Raw genomic sequence first — 18,271 nt, forward strand, 5'->3', positions numbered from 1 at the left:
AACGTCAGATCTTAACGGCCGTGGCTGTCGGTGTAGGGCAGCAGGGCCAGGAAGCGGGCGCGCTTGATAGCGGTAGCCAGCTGACGCTGATAACGAGCCTTGGTACCGGTAATACGGCTAGGAACGATTTTGCCGGTTTCCGAGATGTAGGCTTTCAGCGTGTTGAGATCTTTGAAATCGATCTCTTTCACGTCTTCAGCGGTGAAACGGCAGAATTTACGACGACGGAAGAAACGTGCCATGGGATTGGCTCCTCAATAGATCCGGTGATTACTCGTCAGCGTTGTCGCTGTCGTTGTTGTCGCTGTCATCGCCGTCGTTGGACTCGGCGTTTTCAGGACGTTCACGACGCTCACGGCGCTCACTGCGGTTTTCTTCGGCCTTGAGCATCTCGGATTGGCCGGTAACGGCCTCTTCGCGACGGATGACCAGGTTACGGATCACGGCATCGTTGTAGCGGAAGTTGTCTTCCAGCTCGGCCAGGGCCTTGCCGCTGCACTCAACGTTCAGCATCACGTAGTGAGCCTTGTGAACGTTGTTGATGGCGTAGGCCAGTTGACGACGGCCCCAATCTTCCAGACGGTGGATTTTGCCGCCGTCTTCTTCGATCAGCTTGGTGTAACGCTCAACCATGCCGCCGACTTGCTCGCTCTGGTCCGGGTGAACCAGAAAGATGATTTCGTAATGACGCATGAATGCTCCTTACGGGTTGTAGCCTGCCGCGAAATGCGGTCAGGCAAGGAGTGAATGACACTGTTGACTTGCTGAAACGGAGAGGCGCGCAAGCGCCTGCCATGACGGCAAGGGGCGACATTCTAGAGAAGCCCCCAGGCGCACGCAAGGCGATTTGGCGATTTTTTGAACAACGACGACCTCAGGCCAAGCATCCCCGGTGCCAGCACGAAAAATCGTTTTACCTGCGACCTGCAGCCTGTGGCTTGCCGCCGCTTCTCTGGCGCAGCGCCTCGAACAGGCAGATGCCGGTGGCAACCGACACGTTGAGGCTGCTGACACTACCGGCCATCGGCAGCTTGACCAGGTAATCGCAATGTTCGCGGGTCAGGCGGCGCATGCCTTTGCCCTCGGCACCCATGATCAGCACCGTCGGGCCGGTCATGTCCTGCTGGAACAGCTCCTGCTCGGCCTCACCAGCCGTACCGACGACCCACAAGCCGCGCTGCTGGAGTTTTTCCAGGCTGCGCGCCAGGTTGGTCACCGCCACCAGCGGAATCACCTCGGCAGCACCGCAGGCGACCTTGCGCACCACCGGCGTGAGCGTGGCTGACTTGTCCTTTGGCACGATCACCGCCAGCGCGCCCGCCGCATCGGCGGTGCGCAGGCAGGCGCCGAGGTTGTGCGGATCGGTCACGCCGTCGAGTACCAGCAGCAGCGGCGGGCCCTCGCAACGGTCGAGCAACTCTTCGAGCATCGCCTCGCCCCACACCTGGCTCGGGCTGACCTCGGCGACCACACCCTGATGCACGCCTTCGACCCAGGCGTCCATCTCGCGACGTTCGCACTGGCCGACGGCGACTCGCGCCTGGCCGGCCAACTCGAGCAGCGGCTGCATGCGCGGGTCACTACGACCATCGGCCAGCCAGATCTGCTTGACGCGCTTGGGATGATGACGCAGCAACGCCTCGACGGCGTGTACGCCGTAGATCTTTTCCAGCTGACTCATGACTTGGTCTTGCCTTTCGACGGGCCCTTGCGATGGCGGCTCGGCTTGCCGCCCTTGTCCGCCGTCTTGCCGCCGCTCTTGCCGGAAGTCTTGGACTCGGCGAGCAGTGCCTTCTTCACGTCACGGCTTTTCTGCACGTCGGCGTTGCCAGCCGGCGCATTGCGCGAGCCCCGACCACCGCGGCTGTCGCTACCGGTTTCGCGACGCTTGCGGGCAGCAGACGCCTGCTCGACGCCTTGAGCCATTTCGAAATCGATCTTGCGCTCGTCCAGGTCGACACGCATGACCTTCACCGACACGCTGTCGCCCAGGCGATAGTTGCGGCCGCTGCGCTCACCGGCCAGGCGGTGATGCACGGGGTCGAAGTGGTAGTAATCCGCCGGCAGCGCAGTGACGTGTACCAGGCCTTCGACGTAGATATCCTTGAGTTCGACGAACAGGCCGAAACCGGTCACGGCGGTAATCACGCCCGGGAAGGTTTCACCGACGCGATCCTTCATGAACTCGCACTTGAGCCAGTTGACCACGTCACGGGTGGCCTCGTCGGCACGCCGCTCGGACATCGAGCACTGCTCGCCGAGCTGCTCGAGCATCGGCTCGTCGTACGGATAGATGCGCGCCTTGGGCATGCTCACGGCGCCGGCACGCTCGACGTGCGGCGTGTCCTGCTTGGAGCGGATCACACTACGAATCGCGCGATGGATCAGCAGATCTGGGTAGCGGCGAATCGGCGAGGTGAAGTGCGCATAGGCGTCGTAATTGAGGCCGAAGTGCCCCTGATTGTCGGCGCTGTACACTGCCTGGCTGAGCGAGCGCAGCATCACCGTCTGGATCAGGTGGTAATCCTCGCGACCGCGGATGCTTTCCAACAGCGCCTGGTAGTCCTTGGGCGACGGACCGTCCTTGGACTTGCCACGGTGCAAAGAAAGACCCAACTCGCCGAGAAACGCCTTGAGCTTTTCCAGGCGCTCCGGTGGCGGACCATCGTGCACGCGGTACAGGGCCGGAATGCCGTGTTTCTGCATGAACGCGGCGGTGGCCACGTTGGCAGCCAGCATGCATTCCTCGATCAGCTTGTGGGCATCGTTGCGCTGAGTCGGGCGAATCTCGGCGATCTTGCGACCCGAGCCGAAGATGATGCGCGTTTCCTGGGTTTCGAAGTCGATCGCGCCGCGCTCGTGGCGCGCGGTGAGCAGCACCTGATAGAGCGAATACAGTTGCTTGAGGTGCGGCAGCACGTCCTTGTACTCGCTGCGCAGGGCCTTGCCTTCGCTGCTCTTGGGCTGTTCGAGCATGGCACTGACCTTGTTGTAGGTCAGCCGCGCATGGGAGTGGATCACCGCCTCGTAGAACTTGTAGTCGGTCATCTTGCCGGTCTTGGAGATCGAGATCTCGCAGACCATGGCCAGGCGATCGACCTTGGGGTTCAGCGAGCACAGGCCGTTGGACAATTCTTCCGGCAGCATGGGAATGACCCGCTCCGGGAAATACACCGAGTTGCCGCGCACCTGGGCTTCGGCATCCAGCGCCGAGCCAACCTTCACGTAGTGGGAAACGTCGGCGATGGCTACGTAAAGCTTCCAGCCGCCGGAGAACAGGCGCCAGTTGCCGCCATTCTTCTCGCAATACACCGCGTCGTCGAAGTCGCGGGCGTCCTCGCCATCGATGGTGACGAAGGGGATGTGCCGCATGTCGACGCGGTTTTCCTTGTCCTTTTCTTCCACTTCCGGCTTGAGCTTACGGGCTTCCTTGAGCACCGCCTCGGGCCAGACGTGGGGAATGTCGTAACTGCGCAACGCCACATCGATTTCCATGCCCGGCGCCATGTAGTTGCCGACCACTTCGGTCACGTCGCCCTGGGGCTGGAAGCGTGGCGTCGGCCAGTGGGTGATCGTCACTTCGACGAACTGACCCTGCTTGGCGCCACCGTTACGGCCAGCGGTGACCAGCACTTCCTGCTGGATCTTCGGATTGTCGGGGATCACGAAGCCGATGCCGCTCTCTTCGTAATAACGGCCGACGATGGTCTCATGACCACGGGAGATCACTTCGACGATGGCGCCTTCGCGACGACCACGACGATCAAAGCCGGAAACCCGCGCCAGCGCGCGGTCACCATCGAACACCAGACGCATCTGCGCCGGGCTGAGGAACAGGTCGTCGCTGCCGTCATCGGGCACCAGGAAACCGAAGCCGTCGCGGTGGCCACTGACGCGACCGAGGATCAGATCCAGCTTGTCCACCGGAGCATAGGTGCCGCGGCGGGTATAAATCAGTTGGCCGTCGCGCTCCATGGCGCGCAGGCGGCGGCGCAGGGCTTCGATCTGCTCGTCGGTGGTCAGCCCAAATTCGTCGACCAGCTCTTCACGACTGGCGGGCGAGCCGCGATCAGCCAGCTGCTGAAGAATCAGCTCGCGGCTGGGAATGGGGTTGTCGTACTTTTCCGCTTCTCGAGCGGCCTCTGGATCGAGGGATTGCCAATCGGCCATTAGAAACTGTTCACCTTATCTATAGAGTCGGTTTTTGCCATGTGTGTATTGAAGCGCGAAAGCGCCCTCCGGGTCAGCTTTCGCCGAGAATAATTTTTCGGCGTCAGGGGTTTACAAGGTAAAAGCACGACCGTATAGTTCGCGCCCACAGCGTCGAGCAGACGTTGTAACACGGAACAGATGAGCAATCATCAGTTTCAGTGCCCAGGTGGCGGAATTGGTAGACGCGCTGGTTTCAGGTATCAGTGACCGCAAGGTCGTGGAAGTTCGAGTCTTCTCCTGGGCACCAAATTTCGTGAAGCAGCTTGATAACCTGCTTTGCAAATAACGGACGTAATGATCCGTGTCGGCAACGACGAACATTACTGCAGTGCCCAGGTGGCGGAATTGGTAGACGCGCTGGTTTCAGGTATCAGTGATCGCAAGATCGTGGAAGTTCGAGTCTTCTCCTGGGCACCACATTCAAAAAAAACCGAGCCAATGGCTCGGTTTTTTATTGCCTGCAAAAAAGTGGCCCGCCAGGCCTGGCAATCACCAGGCCCGCGCCGCCCTCCTCACACCTTGAACTGACCCAGGCTGCCCTTGAGCTGCGCCGCCAGGCCATCGAGTACCCGACCGCTATTGGCCGTCGCCGCCACCGCCTCGGCGGCACGCTGGGCCTCCGCATGGATCACCTCGACCCGACCGCGCACCGCATCGGCACCCTCGGCCTGATGAGCCGCCGCCTGAGTGGCGGCATTGATGGCGCCGTGCACGTCCTCGACCGAGCGCTGCACCGCCTGCTGTATCCGCGCACTTTCACGAAGCGCCGCCAATCCCTGATCCGCCTGCTGGCCTGCCTGACCGATCGCCCCGACCGCCTCGCGCGCGCCTTGCTGCAAGGCGACGATATGCGACTGGATATCGCCGGTCGATTGCTGGGTCTTGCTGGCCAGCGCACGCACCTCGTCCGCCACCACGGCGAAACCACGACCGCTCTCGCCAGCCCGCGCCGCCTCGATGGCCGCGTTGAGGGCCAGCAGGTTGGTCTGCTCGGCGATCGAGCGAATCACCGTGAGCACCACCTCGATCTGCTCGCTCTGCTTGGCCAGCCGCTCGATGACCGCAGAACCGGCGTCGACCCGCTGCACCAGCTCTTCGATGGAGCCGCCGACCCGATTGGCGATCGCGGCATTCTCCTGGGTCGATTGGCGAATGGCCTCGACCCGTTGCAGCGCCTCCTGCATGGCCCGGCTCTCGGCCTGGGCCTCGTCGGCCATGGCGGCCAGCGCCTGCAGGCTGGCCGCCACTTCGTCACGCTGGCGCTCGGCGGCCGACTCCGCCGCCGCACTGCGAGCGCTCAGGGCGCTGATTTCCTGCCCGGTTCGCACCGCCACTTCACCCGCTTCGCGAACGATAGGCTGCAGCTTGGCGACAAAACGGTTGACCGCCGAGGCCATCTCCCCGACCTCGTCGCGGCTGTCGATCTCGATACGGCGAGTCAAGTCGCCCTCACCGGCAGCAAGGTCATCGAGTGCTGCTATCAAAGTGCGCAGGCGCACCACCACACGGCGCCCCAGCACGATGGCCAGCGCCAGCAAAACGCCGAAACCGACCACCGCGAGGCCCAGCCCAATGCGCCAACGCAGGTTCGAGGCAGCAGCGTCGACCGCCGCACCGGTATTGGTGGCCATGCCCTGGGCCGCCTGCTGCGCCGAAGCCAGGCGCTGCGAGAGCGCCTTGGCGCTGTCCGTCGAGGCACCAGCCAGGCTATCGGCGACGAGCTGCCCACCACTGGTCAGCAAGGCTTCGAAACGCTTGTCCACAGCCGCCAGCTCGGCATCGATGGCGGCCGTGGACACACCCATCAGCACCTTGCCGATTTCCACTTCATTGGGGCTGATACTGGCCTCGACGAAATACACGGTCGGGTCGGTCTTGGCCGCATTGATCACCTTGTCCAGCGCACGCTCGCCCTCACCCTTGTCGAGCATGTTCTTGATCTGCTCGTTCTGGCGATTGAGATAACGGGTCAGATGGTTACCCTCGGCATCGTCGTAGATCACGAACAACACGTTGGGGTTACGCTGCGCGCGACGGGCGAACTCCGACAGCGCGGGGATATCGGAGTCCCACATGGCGCGCGGCGCTACGGCGGCGAGCAACTGCGCCAGATCATTGGCGGAGTCGCGAAGGCTACGTTCGAGGCTGGCGCGGATCTGTACGCGCTCCTCACTGAGGCGGCTCGATAGCCCCGCCGACAGGCTCTCGCGGGTGCGCACGGAAAGACTGCCCAGGCTCGCCGAAACGTCCTGATTGGCCTGCTCCAGCTCGTCCGCCAGACGCTGGGAATCACTGCCCAGCTGGTGCTCCAGGTCGGTCACCAGGCCATCCACGGTACTGCGGGTCAGGGCCAGTACCAGCAGCACCTGCACGAGCAGAGCCACACCCAGCGCGATGAACACGGGCAGCAGCAGGCGACTACGCAACAGCGACAAGACAGCGATCACGGGCAAATCCTCCGACCGCCAGAGGAGCGGCAACTTCAGGGTAGGCTCAAATCAAAGCAAGGCGCGTGCCGAGTAGCGGCACATCGCCAGATTGCGCCCAAGTCTCGTGGCTCGTCAAACGAAAACGGGCCGCCCAAGGGCGACCCGTTTCCTTTACCGACCTGCGGCTGCCGCGGCAGCCTCTTAGCGCCTGTTCAAAGTCTTGTAGGCGGCAACTACAAGGCAGAAGCAGCGATTCGCCGAGCCACTGTGGGAGCGCGCCATACGCGCGAAAAATCGCGGGCATGGCCCGCTCCCACAATTGACTGCCGAGAGTCCGTTCCCGCCACTTAGCCGCCAACCTCGACGAACCTGGGCTTATGAACAGGCTCTTAGCACTCAGGCGAATGGATGACGCAGCACGATGGTCTCGTTGCGATCCGGCCCCGTGGAGATGATGTCGATCGGCGCACCGACCAGCTCTTCCAGACGCGAGATGTAGGCGCGGGCATTGGCCGGCAGCTCGTCCAGGGTCTTGGCACCCAGGGTCGACTCGCTCCAACCCGGTATCTCCTCGTACACCGGCTCCAGGCCGATGTAGCTGTCGGCATCGGTCGGCGCATCGATGACCGCACCGTTCTCGTTCTTGTAACCCACGCAAATGCGGATGGTTTCCAGGCCGTCGAGTACGTCCAGCTTGGTCAGGCACAGGCCCGAGATGCTGTTGACGTCGATGGCGCGACGCAGGATTACCGCGTCGAACCAGCCGCAACGGCGGGCACGGCCGGTGGTGGCGCCGAACTCGTGGCCGCGCTTGGCCAGGAAGGCACCGACGTCATCGAACAGCTCGGTGGGGAACGGGCCGGAACCGACGCGCGTGGTGTAGGCCTTGGTGATACCGAGGATGTAGTCGATGTACATCGGGCCGACGCCGGAACCGGTGGCGATACCGCCGGCAGTGGTGTTGGAGCTGGTGACGTACGGGTAGGTGCCGTGGTCGATGTCCAGCAGCGAGCCCTGGGCGCCCTCGAACATTATGTCCTTGCCGGCGCGACGCAGGTTGTGCAGCTCGGCGGTGACGTCGAGCATCATCGGCTTGAGCTGCTCGGCGTACTCCATGCACTGATCCAGGGTTTCCTGGAAGTCGATGGCCGGCTCCTTGTAGTAATTCACCAGCTGGAAGTTGTGGTAATCCAGCAGCTCGCCAAGCTTGGCAGCGAAACGCTCGCGGTGGAACAGGTCACCGATGCGCAGGCCGCGACGGGCGACCTTGTCTTCGTAGGCAGGGCCGATGCCACGACCGGTGGTGCCAATCTTCAGCTCGCCACGGGCCTTCTCACGCGCCTGGTCCAGGGCCACGTGGTAGGACAGGATCAGCGGGCAGGACGGGCTGATGCGCAGGCGCTCGCGCACCGGTACACCCTTCTCTTCCAGCTTGTTGATCTCGCGCAGCAGGGCGTCGGGAGCGACCACCACGCCGTTGCCGATCAGGCACTGCACGCCTTCGCGCAGCACGCCCGACGGAATCAGGTGCAGTACGGTTTTCTCACCGTCGATCACCAGCGTGTGGCCGGCATTGTGACCGCCCTGGTAACGCACGACAGCGGCGGCATGTTCGGTCAGCAGATCGACGATCTTGCCCTTGCCCTCATCACCCCACTGGGTGCCCAGGACGACGACATTCTTACCCATGATACTTGTCCTCTTCGCGCAAGCTTGAGCCGGTCACGGCCGGCGAAAGTAAATCAGAATAGACGACCTCGCGGGCCGCTCAGTCCAGCGCCAGCACCTGCCAGCGACCGTCACGCAATACCAACTGGCGATCGCAGCGCGCCTGCGCCGCCTCGCCCAACTGCTGACCGGGCAGCGCCTGTACCACGCGCTCGCCATCGGCACGCAGGCGGCGAACCGTCTGCCACAGGTAAACGTCGTGGCTGTCCGGCGCCCAGATACCAGCCGGCTCCTCGCCCAGCGGCATATGGCCGAGCGTCACCAGGGTTTTCAGGTCGGTGGAGAAGCCAGTAGCCGGCCGGGCACGACCGAAGTCGGCACCGATGTCGTCGTAACGGCCGCCCTGGGCAATGGCCTGCCCCACGGACGGTACGAACGCGGCGAACACCACGCCGGTGTGATAGTGATAACCACGCAGCTCGCCCAGATCGAAATACAACGGCAACTCCGGATAGCGCAGCTCCAGCGCATCGGCGATGGCCACCAGCTCATCGAGAGCGGCATGCACGTCATCCGGCGCATCGACCAGGCACGCCTGAGCCAGATCCAGCACGTCGCGACTTCCGCACAGCTCGGCCAGGGCTCGCAGCATGCGGCGCAGCGAGTCGGGCAGCGCCTCGGTCAGCGCATCGATCTCGTCCATGGCCTTGCGCTGCAGGGCGTCGAACAACTGCTGCTCGGCCTCGCCGGAGAGTTCGGCGGCGCGTACCAGGCCGCGGTAGATACCGACGTGGCCCAGATCCATGTGCACGTCTGGCACCTCGGCCAACTCCAGGGTATCGACCAGCAGGCTGATCACCTCGACATCGCTGGCCGGGCTGGCGTCACCATACAGCTCGGCGCCCAATTGAATCGGGCTGCGCGACGTGGTGAGCGCCCGTGGCTGCGCATGTAGCACGCTGCCGGCGTAGCACAGGCGGCTCGGGCCTTCACGGCGCAAGGCATGCGCATCGATGCGCGCCACCTGCGGGGTGATGTCGGCACGAAAGCCCATCTGCCGGCCGGACAGTGGATCGGTCACCTTGAAGGTACGCAGATCCAGGTCCTGGCCCGCGCCGGTGAGCAGCGACTCCAGATATTCGATGTGGGGCGTAACCACGAATTCGTAACCCCAGCGCTGGAACAGATCCAGCACCTGGCGGCGCGCGATTTCGATGCGCGCCGCTTCCGGGGGCAATACTTCTTCGATCCCATCTGGCAGCAGCCAGCGGTCTACCGTTGCCATTTCGCCATTTCCCTCTTGATTCGGGCGGCACAAGCCTTCAGTGAAGCGGATGGAAAGCCGAGCGCGGCAACAGGCCGGTCGACTCCAGGAACGGGCATCGAGACGATCAGAGATTTGATTGCACGAAGCCCCCACGCCAGCGGCGCGGAAAGGGGCAAGGTCAGGGACCTTGGAAGACAGAACGTAACGCTCAGTTCGTGCCGCATGATTCCCACAGGCGTAAAAAAGCCGGGATTTTCCCGGCTGCCGCATCATACCACGTCGAAAGCCTCAAGCCGCAAGCTTCACGCGACAAGCGAGCACACGGCATCGGCTTGTAGCGTTTGGCCTGCGGCTCAGGGCCGCAGTTATGGCTTGGACTTTTCCAGGTAGCGGAAAAAATCGCTGCTCGGATCCAGCACCAGCACGTCACGCTTGTCGGCGAAGCTCTCGCGATAAGCGTTCAGGCTGCGATAGAACGAGTAGAACTCCTGGTCCTGACCATAAGCCTTGGAGTAGATGGCAGCGGCCTGGGCGTCACCCTCACCACGCAGTTCCTCGGCCTGGCGATAAGCCTCGGCGAGAATCACGCGCTGCTGACGATCGGCGTCGGCACGAATACCTTCTGCAAGCTCCTTACCTTTGGCACGGTGCTCACGGGCCTCGCGCTCACGCTCCGAACTCATGCGGTCGAAAACGCTGCGGTTGACCTCCTTGGGCAGGTCGATGGCCTTGACGCGAACGTCCACCACCTCGATACCCAGCTCACGCTGCGCCGCACGGTTGAGCGAAGCCGTCACGTCAGCCATCAGCGCATCGCGCTCGCCGGACACCGACTCGTGCAGGGTGCGCTTACCGAACTGGTCACGCAGCGATGCTTCGAGACGACGCGACAGACGCTCGTCGGCGATCTGCTTCACGCCCGAAGTCGCGGTGTAGTAACGCTCGGCATCCAGCACACGCCACTTGGCGTAGGCGTCGACCATCAGCGCTTTCTTCTCGAGGGTCAGGAAGCGCGAGTTGACGGTATCCAGCGTCAGCAGGCGAGCATCGAACTTGCGCACCTGGTTGACGTAAGGAATCTTCATATGAAGACCCGGCTGCACGTCCGCCTCGACAATACGACCGAACTGCAGCAATACCGCCCGTTCGGTCTGCGCCACGATGTAGAAGCTGCTCCAGACCACCAGGGCCAGCACGACGCCCGCGATCAGGGTCACCAGTGATTTATTGCTCATCAACGGCTCTCCCTTGTACGCACATCGGACTGCCCGACGTTGTTACCAACGCGTGCGCCGAGATCGGCCGCGCCGGCACCGGCAGCGCCAATGCCCGAAGACGTGTTGCTGCTGCCGCCACGGCTATCGATCATCTTGTCCAGCGGCAGATAGAGCAGGTTGTTCTGCCCCTTGTCGCCGGTGACCAGCACCTTGCTGGTGTTGCTCATCATCTGCTGCATGGTGTCCAGATACAGACGCTCACGAGTGACTTCCGGAGCCTTGCGGTACTCGGCCACCAGCGCGGTGAAACGATCCGCCTCACCCTGGGCGCGCGAGATCACCTCGTCGCGGTAACCGCTGGCATCCTCGATCAGGCGCTGGGCCTGACCACGAGCTTCCGGTACCACGCCGTTGGCGTAGGTTTCCGCCTGGTTCTTCTCACGCTGCTCGTCTTCACGGGCACGAATCACGTCATCGAACGCTTCCTGCACTTCACGCGGCGCCGCAGCGCTCTGCAGGTTCACCTGGGTCACGGTGATACCGGTGCGATAGGTGTCGAGGAAACGCTGCAGACGCTCACGCACATCGCCAGCCATCTGCTCACGACCTTCGGTCAGCACCTGGTCCATCTCGGTGGAGCCCACCACGTGGCGCACAGCGCTATCGGTGGCATGCTGCAGGCTGGTTTCAGGCATGTCGACGTTGAGTACGAAGTCCTGCAGGTTGCTGATCTTGTACTGAACGGTCAGTGGTACTTCGATGATGTTCTCGTCTTCGGTCAACATCTGTCCCTGCTTGCTGTAAGCACGCTCGCGGGTGACGTTTTCCTGAAACTTGCGATCGATCGGCGGGAAGTAGATGTTCAGGCCCGGCCCGACCGTCTCGTGGTACTTGCCGAAACGCAGCACGACGGCCTGCTCCTGCTCGTCCACCACGTAAATGGCGTTGTAGAGCCAAAAGGCGCCGACCACGGCCAGCGCAACGAACAGCAGGCCGAAACCGCCGCCCTTGCCGCTATTGGAGCCGCTACCATCACTGCCGCGTTTCTTGCCACCGAACAACCCATTGAGGTTGTCCTGCAGCTTGCGGAAGGCTTCGTCAAGATCCGGTGGTCCCTTGCGGTCGCCGCCGCCACCGCCGCCGTTACCACGACGGCCGCCGCCACCCCAGGGATCCTGATTATTCGAGTTGCCACCCGGCTCATTCCAAGCCATAGCGCTCTCCATACTGATAAAGCAAAGACGCGCCAACGGCGCGCCCACCAATGCTACAGAATGCCTGCTTCCAGCGGCAAAATCACCGTTGCGGGCTTTATTGCAAAGTGTGTTGCTCGATGAACTCGAGTGGCTGCAGGCCTTCGCGGCTTACCAGACGGTTGAGCTCGACCCGCGGAATGCGCACCTGCAACAGGCTGCTGCCGTCCTCCGTGTAGGACTCCTGCAATACGGCACCCAGTTCAAAGAATTGCGCCCGCAAGCGCGCCAGGCGCTGCGGCAACTGCAGCGTGGCGACGAACAGGTCGTCACCGAGCAGCTCGGCAACCGCCTGTTTGAGCAGGGGCAAGCCACGACCATCGCGCGCCGACAACCAGACTCGCTCGGGGCGTCCATCGGCATTGCGCTGAATCTGCGGTTCTACGCCTTCGAGCAGGTCGAGCTTGTTGTAGACCTCGAGCACCGGCAGATCCTGAGCGCCGATTTCGCCAAGCACCTCGAGCACCTGTTCGATCTGTGCGTCACGCTCCGGCTCGTGGGAGTCGATCACGTGCAGCAGCAGGTCAGAATTGCTCGATTCCTCGAGGGTGGCACGAAACGCCTCGACCAGCTTGTGCGGCAGGTGACGGATGAACCCCACGGTGTCGGCCAATACCACCGGCCCCAGGTCGTCCAGCTGCAGACGGCGCAAGGTCGGATCGAGGGTGGCGAACAGTTGATCCGCCGCATAGACCTCGGATTCGGTCAGGGCATTGAACAACGTGGATTTGCCGGCGTTGGTGTAGCCGACCAGCGACACGGACGGGATATCCGCACGCTTTCGACCACGGCGCGCCTGCTCACGCTGGCTACGCACCTTTTCCAGCTTCTGCTTGATCTGGCGAATGCGCACGCGCAACAGGCGGCGATCGGTTTCCAGCTGGGTTTCACCCGGCCCGCGCAGACCGATACCGCCTTTCTGCCGTTCGAGGTGAGTCCAGCCACGCACCAGGCGCGTGCTCATGTGATCGAGCTGAGCCAGCTCGACCTGCAACTTGCCTTCGTGAGTACGGGCGCGCTGGGCGAAGATATCGAGAATCAGCCCGGTACGATCCAGGACGCGACACTCGAACATGCGCTCGAGGTTACGCTCCTGACTGGGCGTGAGGACGTGATTGAAAATGACCAGGTCGGCCTCGTGAGCCTTGACCTGGTCACGCAGCTCTTCCACCTTGCCGCTGCCGATGAGGAATTTCGCCGTGGGCCGGCTATTGGGCACACTGAAAAACGCCACGGTATCGGCACCGGCGGAAAGTGCCAGCTCCTGAAACTCCTGGGGATCCTCGCTCGCCTCGGTGTTCTGGCTATCCAGATGAACCAGGATGGCCCGTTCACCTCCTTCATGGCGCTCGAAGAACAATGCGACCCCCTGGTTTAGACGTTGCCGGGCTCGGATTCAGCCTGATCGGACTCGGACGCGCTTGGCAGGCGAACCGGACGGCTCGGCACTACAGTGGAGATCGCGTGCTTGTAGACCATCTGGCTGACGGTGTTCTTCAGCAGGATGACGAACTGGTCGAAGGATTCGATCTGGCCCTGCAACTTGATGCCGTTGACCAGGTAGATGGAAACCGGGACGCGCTCCTTACGCAGGGTATTGAGGTAAGGGTCTTGTAGCGAATGCCCTTTTGACATGTGCCGCACTCCTAAATGAATCGATAATTGAATAGTTTTTGAACGATTTGCTAAGCCTGTGAACGGCTTTGGCACGCCTTTCCCCTAGGATAGACGGCCCGCGGCAAGGTCTCAGCTCAATATGGAGACCGTCGCCATGTATTTCAAGGCACGTGGCAGATTGTCGCAATCGAGACTATCGAGCCAGTGCACATTTTCCCAACTGCGCAGCCAGGTGAATTGCCGCTTGGCCAACTGGCGAGTGGCGATGATGCCGCGCTCGCGCATCTGCGCAGCGTTGAGTCGCCCCTCCAGATGATCCCACACTTGCCGGTACCCCACCGCCCTAATAGACGGCATTTCGCCATGCAAGTCACCTCGCCGATGCAGGCGTTCGACCTCGGCGACGAAGCCCTGTTCCAGCATCAGATCAAAACGTTTGGCAATTCGCTCGTGGAGAACCTGCCGCTGCGCCGGCGCTATCGCCAATTGCACGACAGTATAGGGCAAGCTGCCGTCCTGAGAGGCCGTTTCGCTCTGCTGCACACGCAATTGCGTCATGGTCACGCCACTGACCCGAAACACCTCCAGGGCCCGAACCAGACGCTGGGGATCATTCGGGTGGATGCGCGCAGCCGACTGCGGATCCACCGCCTGCAGTTCGGCGTGCAGCGCCGCCAGGCCGTCGCGCTCGGCGCGCGCTTCGAGCTCGGCGCGTACCTCGGCATCGGCGCCGGGCATATCGGCCAGCCCCTCGAGCAGCGCCTTGTAATACAGCATGGTGCCGCCCACCAGTAGCGGAATACGCCCGCGCGCGGTGATATCCGCCATGGCCGTCAGGGCATCACGGCGGAAATCGGCCGCCGAGTAGGCTTCGGCTGGGTCGCGAATATCCACCAGGTGATGGGGAAAGGCTTCGAGGGTGGCGCGGTCCGGCTTGGCCGTGCCGATGTCCATGCCGCGATAGACCAGCGCCGAATCCACGCTGATCAACTCGCAGGGCAGCACACGTGCCAGGGCCAGGGCCAGGTCGGTCTTGCCGGACGCGGTCGGGCCCATCAGAAAGATGGCGGGAGGAAAGGAGGACATCGGCACGACTCGAATGAACGGCGGCCCATTTTCCGGACAAGGGCCGCATGCTGCAAGCGCGGTGCCGGGTTAGCAGGCCATCGGAAAACCTAGGCGAGGCGGGCAAGACAAGATAAGGCAAAAACGGCCGAAAAAGCGCAGTTTACGCGTTGTAAATAGCTTCTTTGGGCCGGTTTTAACCCTGTATGCCAACGCAGATAGTTTTTCACGATCTGTTACTGGCCACGCAGGAACAACTTATCCAGTTGGTCGAGACTCATCTGCGTCCAGGTCGGCCGACCATGGTTGCACTGGCCACTGCGCTCGGTCTGCTCCATATCACGCAGCAGGGCGTTCATTTCCGGCAGGGTCAGACGGCGGTTCGCGCGCACGGCGCCATGGCAAGCCATGGTCGCCAGCAACTCGTTGAGGTGCGCCTGGATACGGTCGCTGGTGCCGTACTCGAGCAGGTCCGAGAGCACGTCACCGACCAGGCGCGTCGCCTCGGCCTGCTTGAGCAGCGCCGGAATCTGGCGGATCGCCAGGGTTTCCGGCCCCAGGCGCTGCAGCTCGAAGCCGAGCTTCTGGAACCACTGGCCATGCTCTTCGGCGCAATCCGCTTCGCGCTGGCTCACGGCGATGGACTCGGGCACCAGCAGGGGCTGGCCACGCAGGCCTTCACTGGCCATCGCCACCTTGAGGCGCTCGTAGGTGATGCGCTCATGGGCTGCGTGCATGTCCACGACCACCAGCCCGTGAGCACTCTCGGCAAGAATGTAGATGCCCTTGAGCTGGGCGATGGCGTAACCCAGCGGCGGGATATCGCCCTGAGTCTGGGGCAGCGCGGCAGGTGTGCCGCCCATGGCCAGCGGCGCGTAGAACTCGCGATACACGCCCTGCGCCTCGGCGGCCGGCAGCTGGGACTCACTGCGCGGCGCCTGGTAACCGGCGCCCGGCGACCGCCAGACGGATTCCGCCGGGCGCTCCAGCACACTGGCGGAAAGGCCCATCTCGCCCTGGGGGCCGAACTCGCCAGCAGCCAGGCCGGTAGGCCGCAGCACCGTCTCGGCGGCAGCCGGGGTGGCCAGTTGGTCCTCGGGACGTACCTCACCAAGCGCGCGATGCAGGGTGCCATACAGGAAGTCATGCACCGTGCGCCCCTCGCGGAAGCGCACTTCATGCTTGGTCGGGTGCACGTTGACGTCGACGGCGGTCGGGTCGATTTCCAGGAACAGCACGAAGGTCGGGTGGCGACCGTTGAACAGCACGTCGCGATACGCCTGGCGTACCGCGTGGGCGACCAGTTTGTCGCGCACCATGCGGCCGTTCACGTAGAAATACTGCAGATCCGCCTGGCTGCGCGAGAAGGTCGGCAAGCCCACCCAGCCCCACAGGTGCAGACCGTTGCGCTCAATATCGATCGGCAGCGCCTGCTCCAGAAACCCGGCACTGCACACGGAGGCGACACGCCGGGCGCGACTGACGTCATCGTTGGCTTCGTGCAGGGTCAGCACGCTCTTACCGTTGTGACGCAGATGAAAGGCCACGTCGAAACGCGCCAGCGCCAGGCGCCTGATGACTTCCTGCAGGTGGTCGAATTCGGTCTTCTCGGCCTTGAGGAACTTGCGTCGCGCCGGCGTATTGAAGAACAGGTCGCGTACTTCCACCGAAGTGCCGACCGGGTGAGCAGCCGGCTGCACGCGCGGCTGCATGTCGCGGCCTTCGGTTTCAACCTGCCAGGCCTGCTCGGCATCGGCGGTGCGCGAGGTCAGCGTCAACCGGGCCACCGAACTGATCGATGCCAACGCCTCACCCCTGAAGCCCATGCTCATCACCTGCTCGAGGTCTTCGAGCTCGCGAATCTTGCTGGTGGCGTGGCGCGCCAGGGCCAGAGGCAGGTCATCGGCGGCAATGCCGCGGCCGTCGTCACGCACGCGTAGGAGCTTTACGCCGCCTTGCTCGACATCCACCTCGATACGTTTGGCGCCGGAGTCCAGGCTGTTCTCCAGCAACTCCTTGGCCACCGAGGCCGGGCGCTCGACCACCTCACCGGCGGCAATCTGGTTCGCCAGCCGCGGGCTGAGCAGCTGGATACGTGCCATTTCACTCATGGCTGGGCAGCCAGCGAGGTCGCCGGGATGTGCAGCGTCTGGCCGACCTTGATGACATCGGACTTCAGCGAATTGGCAGTACGCAGGCCGGCCAGGCTGACCTGGTAGCGCTGGGCGATCAGCGCCAGGCTTTCTCCGGAGGCGACCCGGTGCTCGCGTGGCCCCTGGGCAATCTTGCCATTGTCACGCAGCCAGGCGATGTAAGTGCCGGGCGGCGGGTTCTGCTCGAAGAACTGCTTCACGCCGGTGACGATGGAGCGTGACAGGCTCTGCTGATGGCTGGCCGAATGCAGCTTGCGCGCTTCGCTGGGGTTGGAGATGAAGCCGGTCTCCACCAGGATCGAAGGAATGTCCGGCGACTTCAGCACCATGAAGCCGGCCTGTTCGACGCGACGCTTGTGCAACGGCGTGACCTGGCCCATCTGGCCGAGCACCTTTTGCCCAACGTTGAGGCTGGAGGACAGCGAGGCGGTCATCGACAGGTCGAGCAGTACGCCGGCGAGCATGCGATCCTTGTCTTCGAGGCTGACATTGCCGGCACCGCCGATCAGGTCGGACTGGTTCTCGGCATCCGCCAGCCAGCGCGCGGTTTCCGAGGTGGCACCGCGGTCGGACAACGCATACACCGAGGCGCCGAAGGCCGCTGCTCGCGGCGCGGCATCGGCGTGAATGGAGACGAACAGATCGGCGCCCTTTTTACGGGCGATCTCGGTGCGCTTGCGCAGCGGGATGAAATAGTCGCCGGTACGCACCAGTTCGCCGCGGAAGCCCTTCTGGGCGTTGATCTGGCGCTGCAGCTCCTTGGCGATGGACAGGGTCACGTTCTTCTCGAACTGGCCCTTGGTCGGGCCCAGCGCGCCAGGGTCCTCGCCGCCATGGCCGGCGTCGATGGCGATCACGATATCGCGCTTGCCGCCGGGCACTGGCGCCAGCTTGGGCGGCGCCTGGGTCGGCGTGACCGGCACGGGCGGCGCACTGGCAGTGGTGGTGGACGGCAGGCTGGGCGCCGCATCCGAAGCCTGATCGAACAGATCGACGACCAGGCGATTGCCATACTGCTGGTTGGGCGCCAGGGTGAAGCTCTTGGGCGTGACCTGGGCCGACAGGTCGATGACCACGCGCAGGTCATCCGGTGTGCGCTGCGCCGAGCGCACGGCAGTAATCGGCGTGTTGCTCAGGGCGAGTTTGTCCAACGGGGTGACCAGTTTGGCACCGCTGATATCGATGACGATGCGATCCGGAGCCGTCAGGGTAAACACGCTGTGCTGCACCGGACCGGAGAGGTCGAAGACCAGCCGCGTGTTGTCCGGTGCGCGCCACAGACGAACGCTGCGCACATCCGACGCGGCCCACACGTCGGCAGCCATGACCGCCAACATCAGCCCGACCGCGATCATTCGCGCGCCTATGCGCATACCCGCCCCCACTCTAT

14 protein-coding genes, 2 tRNA genes and 1 pseudogene are annotated in these 18,271 nt (G+C 63.2%); 2 read left to right on the forward strand and 15 right to left on the reverse strand.

All coding sequences use genetic code 11. The features are described from left to right. Positions 1–11 precede the first annotated feature (11 nt). The 4 genes from rpsR to rnr form a co-directional block, all read right to left on the reverse strand. Positions 12–242, reverse strand: coding sequence for a 30S ribosomal protein S18 (rpsR, locus tag BVH03_RS20415; protein WP_003246847.1), 231 nt, complete (start codon positions 240–242; stop codon positions 12–14). 28 nt (positions 243–270) lie between these two features. Continuing rightward, the gene (rpsF, locus tag BVH03_RS20420; protein WP_042553836.1) at positions 271–693 is read right to left on the reverse strand and encodes a 30S ribosomal protein S6; all 423 of its coding nucleotides are present in this window, start codon (positions 691–693) and stop codon (positions 271–273) included. Positions 694–913: 220 nt separating this feature from the next. After that, positions 914–1,681 (reverse strand): 23S rRNA (guanosine(2251)-2'-O)-methyltransferase RlmB, encoded by a 768-nt coding sequence (gene rlmB / locus BVH03_RS20425; protein WP_075962882.1) that lies wholly within the window; start codon positions 1,679–1,681, stop codon positions 914–916. Beyond that, positions 1,678–4,170, reverse strand: a complete 2,493-nt coding sequence (gene rnr, locus BVH03_RS20430) for a ribonuclease R (RefSeq protein WP_075962883.1) — start codon at positions 4,168–4,170, stop codon at positions 1,678–1,680. Before rnr ends, rlmB begins: the two co-directional genes overlap by 4 nt. A 202-nt stretch (positions 4,171–4,372) precedes the next feature. On the opposite strand from rnr, the gene BVH03_RS20435 reads away from it, so the two are divergent. Both BVH03_RS20435 and BVH03_RS20440 read left to right on the forward strand, forming a co-directional pair. After that, a tRNA-Leu gene (locus tag BVH03_RS20435) sits at positions 4,373–4,459 on the forward strand. An 83-nt stretch (positions 4,460–4,542) separates the two neighbouring features. Next, positions 4,543–4,629: transfer RNA gene (locus BVH03_RS20440), tRNA-Leu, on the forward strand. Positions 4,630–4,724: 95 nt separating this feature from the next. On the opposite strand, the gene BVH03_RS27310 is transcribed toward BVH03_RS20440, so the two are convergent. From BVH03_RS27310 to BVH03_RS20490, 11 genes and pseudogenes are all read right to left on the reverse strand, one after another. Next, positions 4,725–5,609: a methyl-accepting chemotaxis protein gene (locus tag BVH03_RS27310; protein WP_371915380.1), complete on the reverse strand. Its 885-nt coding sequence runs from the start codon at positions 5,607–5,609 to the stop codon at positions 4,725–4,727. Continuing rightward, positions 5,583–6,287 (reverse strand): annotated as a pseudogene (locus BVH03_RS27315) (HAMP domain-containing protein); the annotation flags it as partial. The pseudogene BVH03_RS27315 and the gene BVH03_RS27310, both read right to left, overlap by 27 nt. A gap of 750 nt (positions 6,288–7,037) precedes the next feature. Next, positions 7,038–8,330 carry an adenylosuccinate synthase gene (locus BVH03_RS20450; RefSeq protein ID WP_075962885.1) on the reverse strand — a complete coding sequence of 431 codons (1,293 nt, stop codon included), beginning with the start codon at positions 8,328–8,330 and terminating at the stop codon, positions 7,038–7,040. 79 nt (positions 8,331–8,409) lie between these two features. Beyond that, a complete protein-coding gene (locus tag BVH03_RS20455) occupies positions 8,410–9,594 on the reverse strand; it encodes an ATP phosphoribosyltransferase regulatory subunit (protein WP_075962886.1) in 1,185 nt (394 codons plus the stop codon). Between the two features lie 347 nt (positions 9,595–9,941). After that, positions 9,942–10,811 (reverse strand): protease modulator HflC, encoded by an 870-nt coding sequence (hflC, locus tag BVH03_RS20460; protein WP_075962887.1) that lies wholly within the window; start codon positions 10,809–10,811, stop codon positions 9,942–9,944. Continuing rightward, positions 10,811–12,007 carry an FtsH protease activity modulator HflK gene (hflK, locus tag BVH03_RS20465; protein ID WP_075962888.1) on the reverse strand — a complete coding sequence of 399 codons (1,197 nt, stop codon included), beginning with the start codon at positions 12,005–12,007 and terminating at the stop codon, positions 10,811–10,813. The genes hflC and hflK overlap by 1 nt, the downstream gene beginning before the upstream one ends. Before the next feature lie 97 nt (positions 12,008–12,104). After that, positions 12,105–13,406, reverse strand: a complete 1,302-nt coding sequence (hflX, locus tag BVH03_RS20470) for a ribosome rescue GTPase HflX (RefSeq protein WP_075962889.1) — start codon at positions 13,404–13,406, stop codon at positions 12,105–12,107. A 14-nt stretch (positions 13,407–13,420) separates the two neighbouring features. Beyond that, a complete protein-coding gene (hfq, locus tag BVH03_RS20475; protein WP_013793183.1) occupies positions 13,421–13,681 on the reverse strand; it encodes an RNA chaperone Hfq in 261 nt (86 codons plus the stop codon). A gap of 111 nt (positions 13,682–13,792) precedes the next feature. Further along, positions 13,793–14,749, reverse strand: coding sequence for a tRNA (adenosine(37)-N6)-dimethylallyltransferase MiaA (miaA, locus tag BVH03_RS20480; RefSeq protein ID WP_075962890.1), 957 nt, complete (start codon positions 14,747–14,749; stop codon positions 13,793–13,795). 215 nt (positions 14,750–14,964) lie between these two features. After that, the gene (mutL, locus tag BVH03_RS20485; RefSeq protein ID WP_168175650.1) at positions 14,965–16,839 is read right to left on the reverse strand and encodes a DNA mismatch repair endonuclease MutL; all 1,875 of its coding nucleotides are present in this window, start codon (positions 16,837–16,839) and stop codon (positions 14,965–14,967) included. After that, a complete protein-coding gene (locus tag BVH03_RS20490) occupies positions 16,836–18,266 on the reverse strand; it encodes an N-acetylmuramoyl-L-alanine amidase (protein WP_218189557.1) in 1,431 nt (476 codons plus the stop codon). Before BVH03_RS20490 ends, mutL begins: the two co-directional genes overlap by 4 nt. Between the last annotated feature and the right edge of the window lie 5 nt (positions 18,267–18,271).

Source organism: Pseudomonas sp. PA15(2017), from assembly GCF_001945395.1.
In the GTDB taxonomy this organism is placed as follows: Bacteria; Pseudomonadota; Gammaproteobacteria; order Pseudomonadales; family Pseudomonadaceae; genus Aquipseudomonas.

What these genes read in the sequence shown, in the direction of transcription:
- hflK (WP_075962888.1), bottom strand. Translation starts at nt 12,007, where the DNA reads ATGGCTTGGAATGAGCCGGGTGGCAACTCGAATAATCAGGATCCCTGG.
- rnr (WP_075962883.1), bottom strand. Translation starts at nt 4,170, where the DNA reads ATGGCCGATTGGCAATCCCTCGATCCAGAGGCCGCTCGAGAAGCGGAA.
- miaA (WP_075962890.1), bottom strand. Translation starts at nt 14,749, where the DNA reads ATGTCCTCCTTTCCTCCCGCCATCTTTCTGATGGGCCCGACCGCGTCC.
- BVH03_RS20450 (WP_075962885.1), bottom strand. Translation starts at nt 8,330, where the DNA reads ATGGGTAAGAATGTCGTCGTCCTGGGCACCCAGTGGGGTGATGAGGGC.
- rlmB (WP_075962882.1), bottom strand. Translation starts at nt 1,681, where the DNA reads ATGAGTCAGCTGGAAAAGATCTACGGCGTACACGCCGTCGAGGCGTTG.
- BVH03_RS20455 (WP_075962886.1), bottom strand. Translation starts at nt 9,594, where the DNA reads ATGGCAACGGTAGACCGCTGGCTGCTGCCAGATGGGATCGAAGAAGTA.
- mutL (WP_168175650.1), bottom strand. Translation starts at nt 16,839, where the DNA reads ATGAGTGAAATGGCACGTATCCAGCTGCTCAGCCCGCGGCTGGCGAAC.
- hflC (WP_075962887.1), bottom strand. Translation starts at nt 10,811, where the DNA reads ATGAGCAATAAATCACTGGTGACCCTGATCGCGGGCGTCGTGCTGGCC.
- BVH03_RS27310 (WP_371915380.1), bottom strand. Translation starts at nt 5,609, where the DNA reads ATGGCCTCGGCGGTCAACCGTTTTGTCGCCAAGCTGCAGCCTATCGTT.
- hfq (WP_013793183.1), bottom strand. Translation starts at nt 13,681, where the DNA reads ATGTCAAAAGGGCATTCGCTACAAGACCCTTACCTCAATACCCTGCGT.
- rpsR (WP_003246847.1), bottom strand. Translation starts at nt 242, where the DNA reads ATGGCACGTTTCTTCCGTCGTCGTAAATTCTGCCGTTTCACCGCTGAA.
- rpsF (WP_042553836.1), bottom strand. Translation starts at nt 693, where the DNA reads ATGCGTCATTACGAAATCATCTTTCTGGTTCACCCGGACCAGAGCGAG.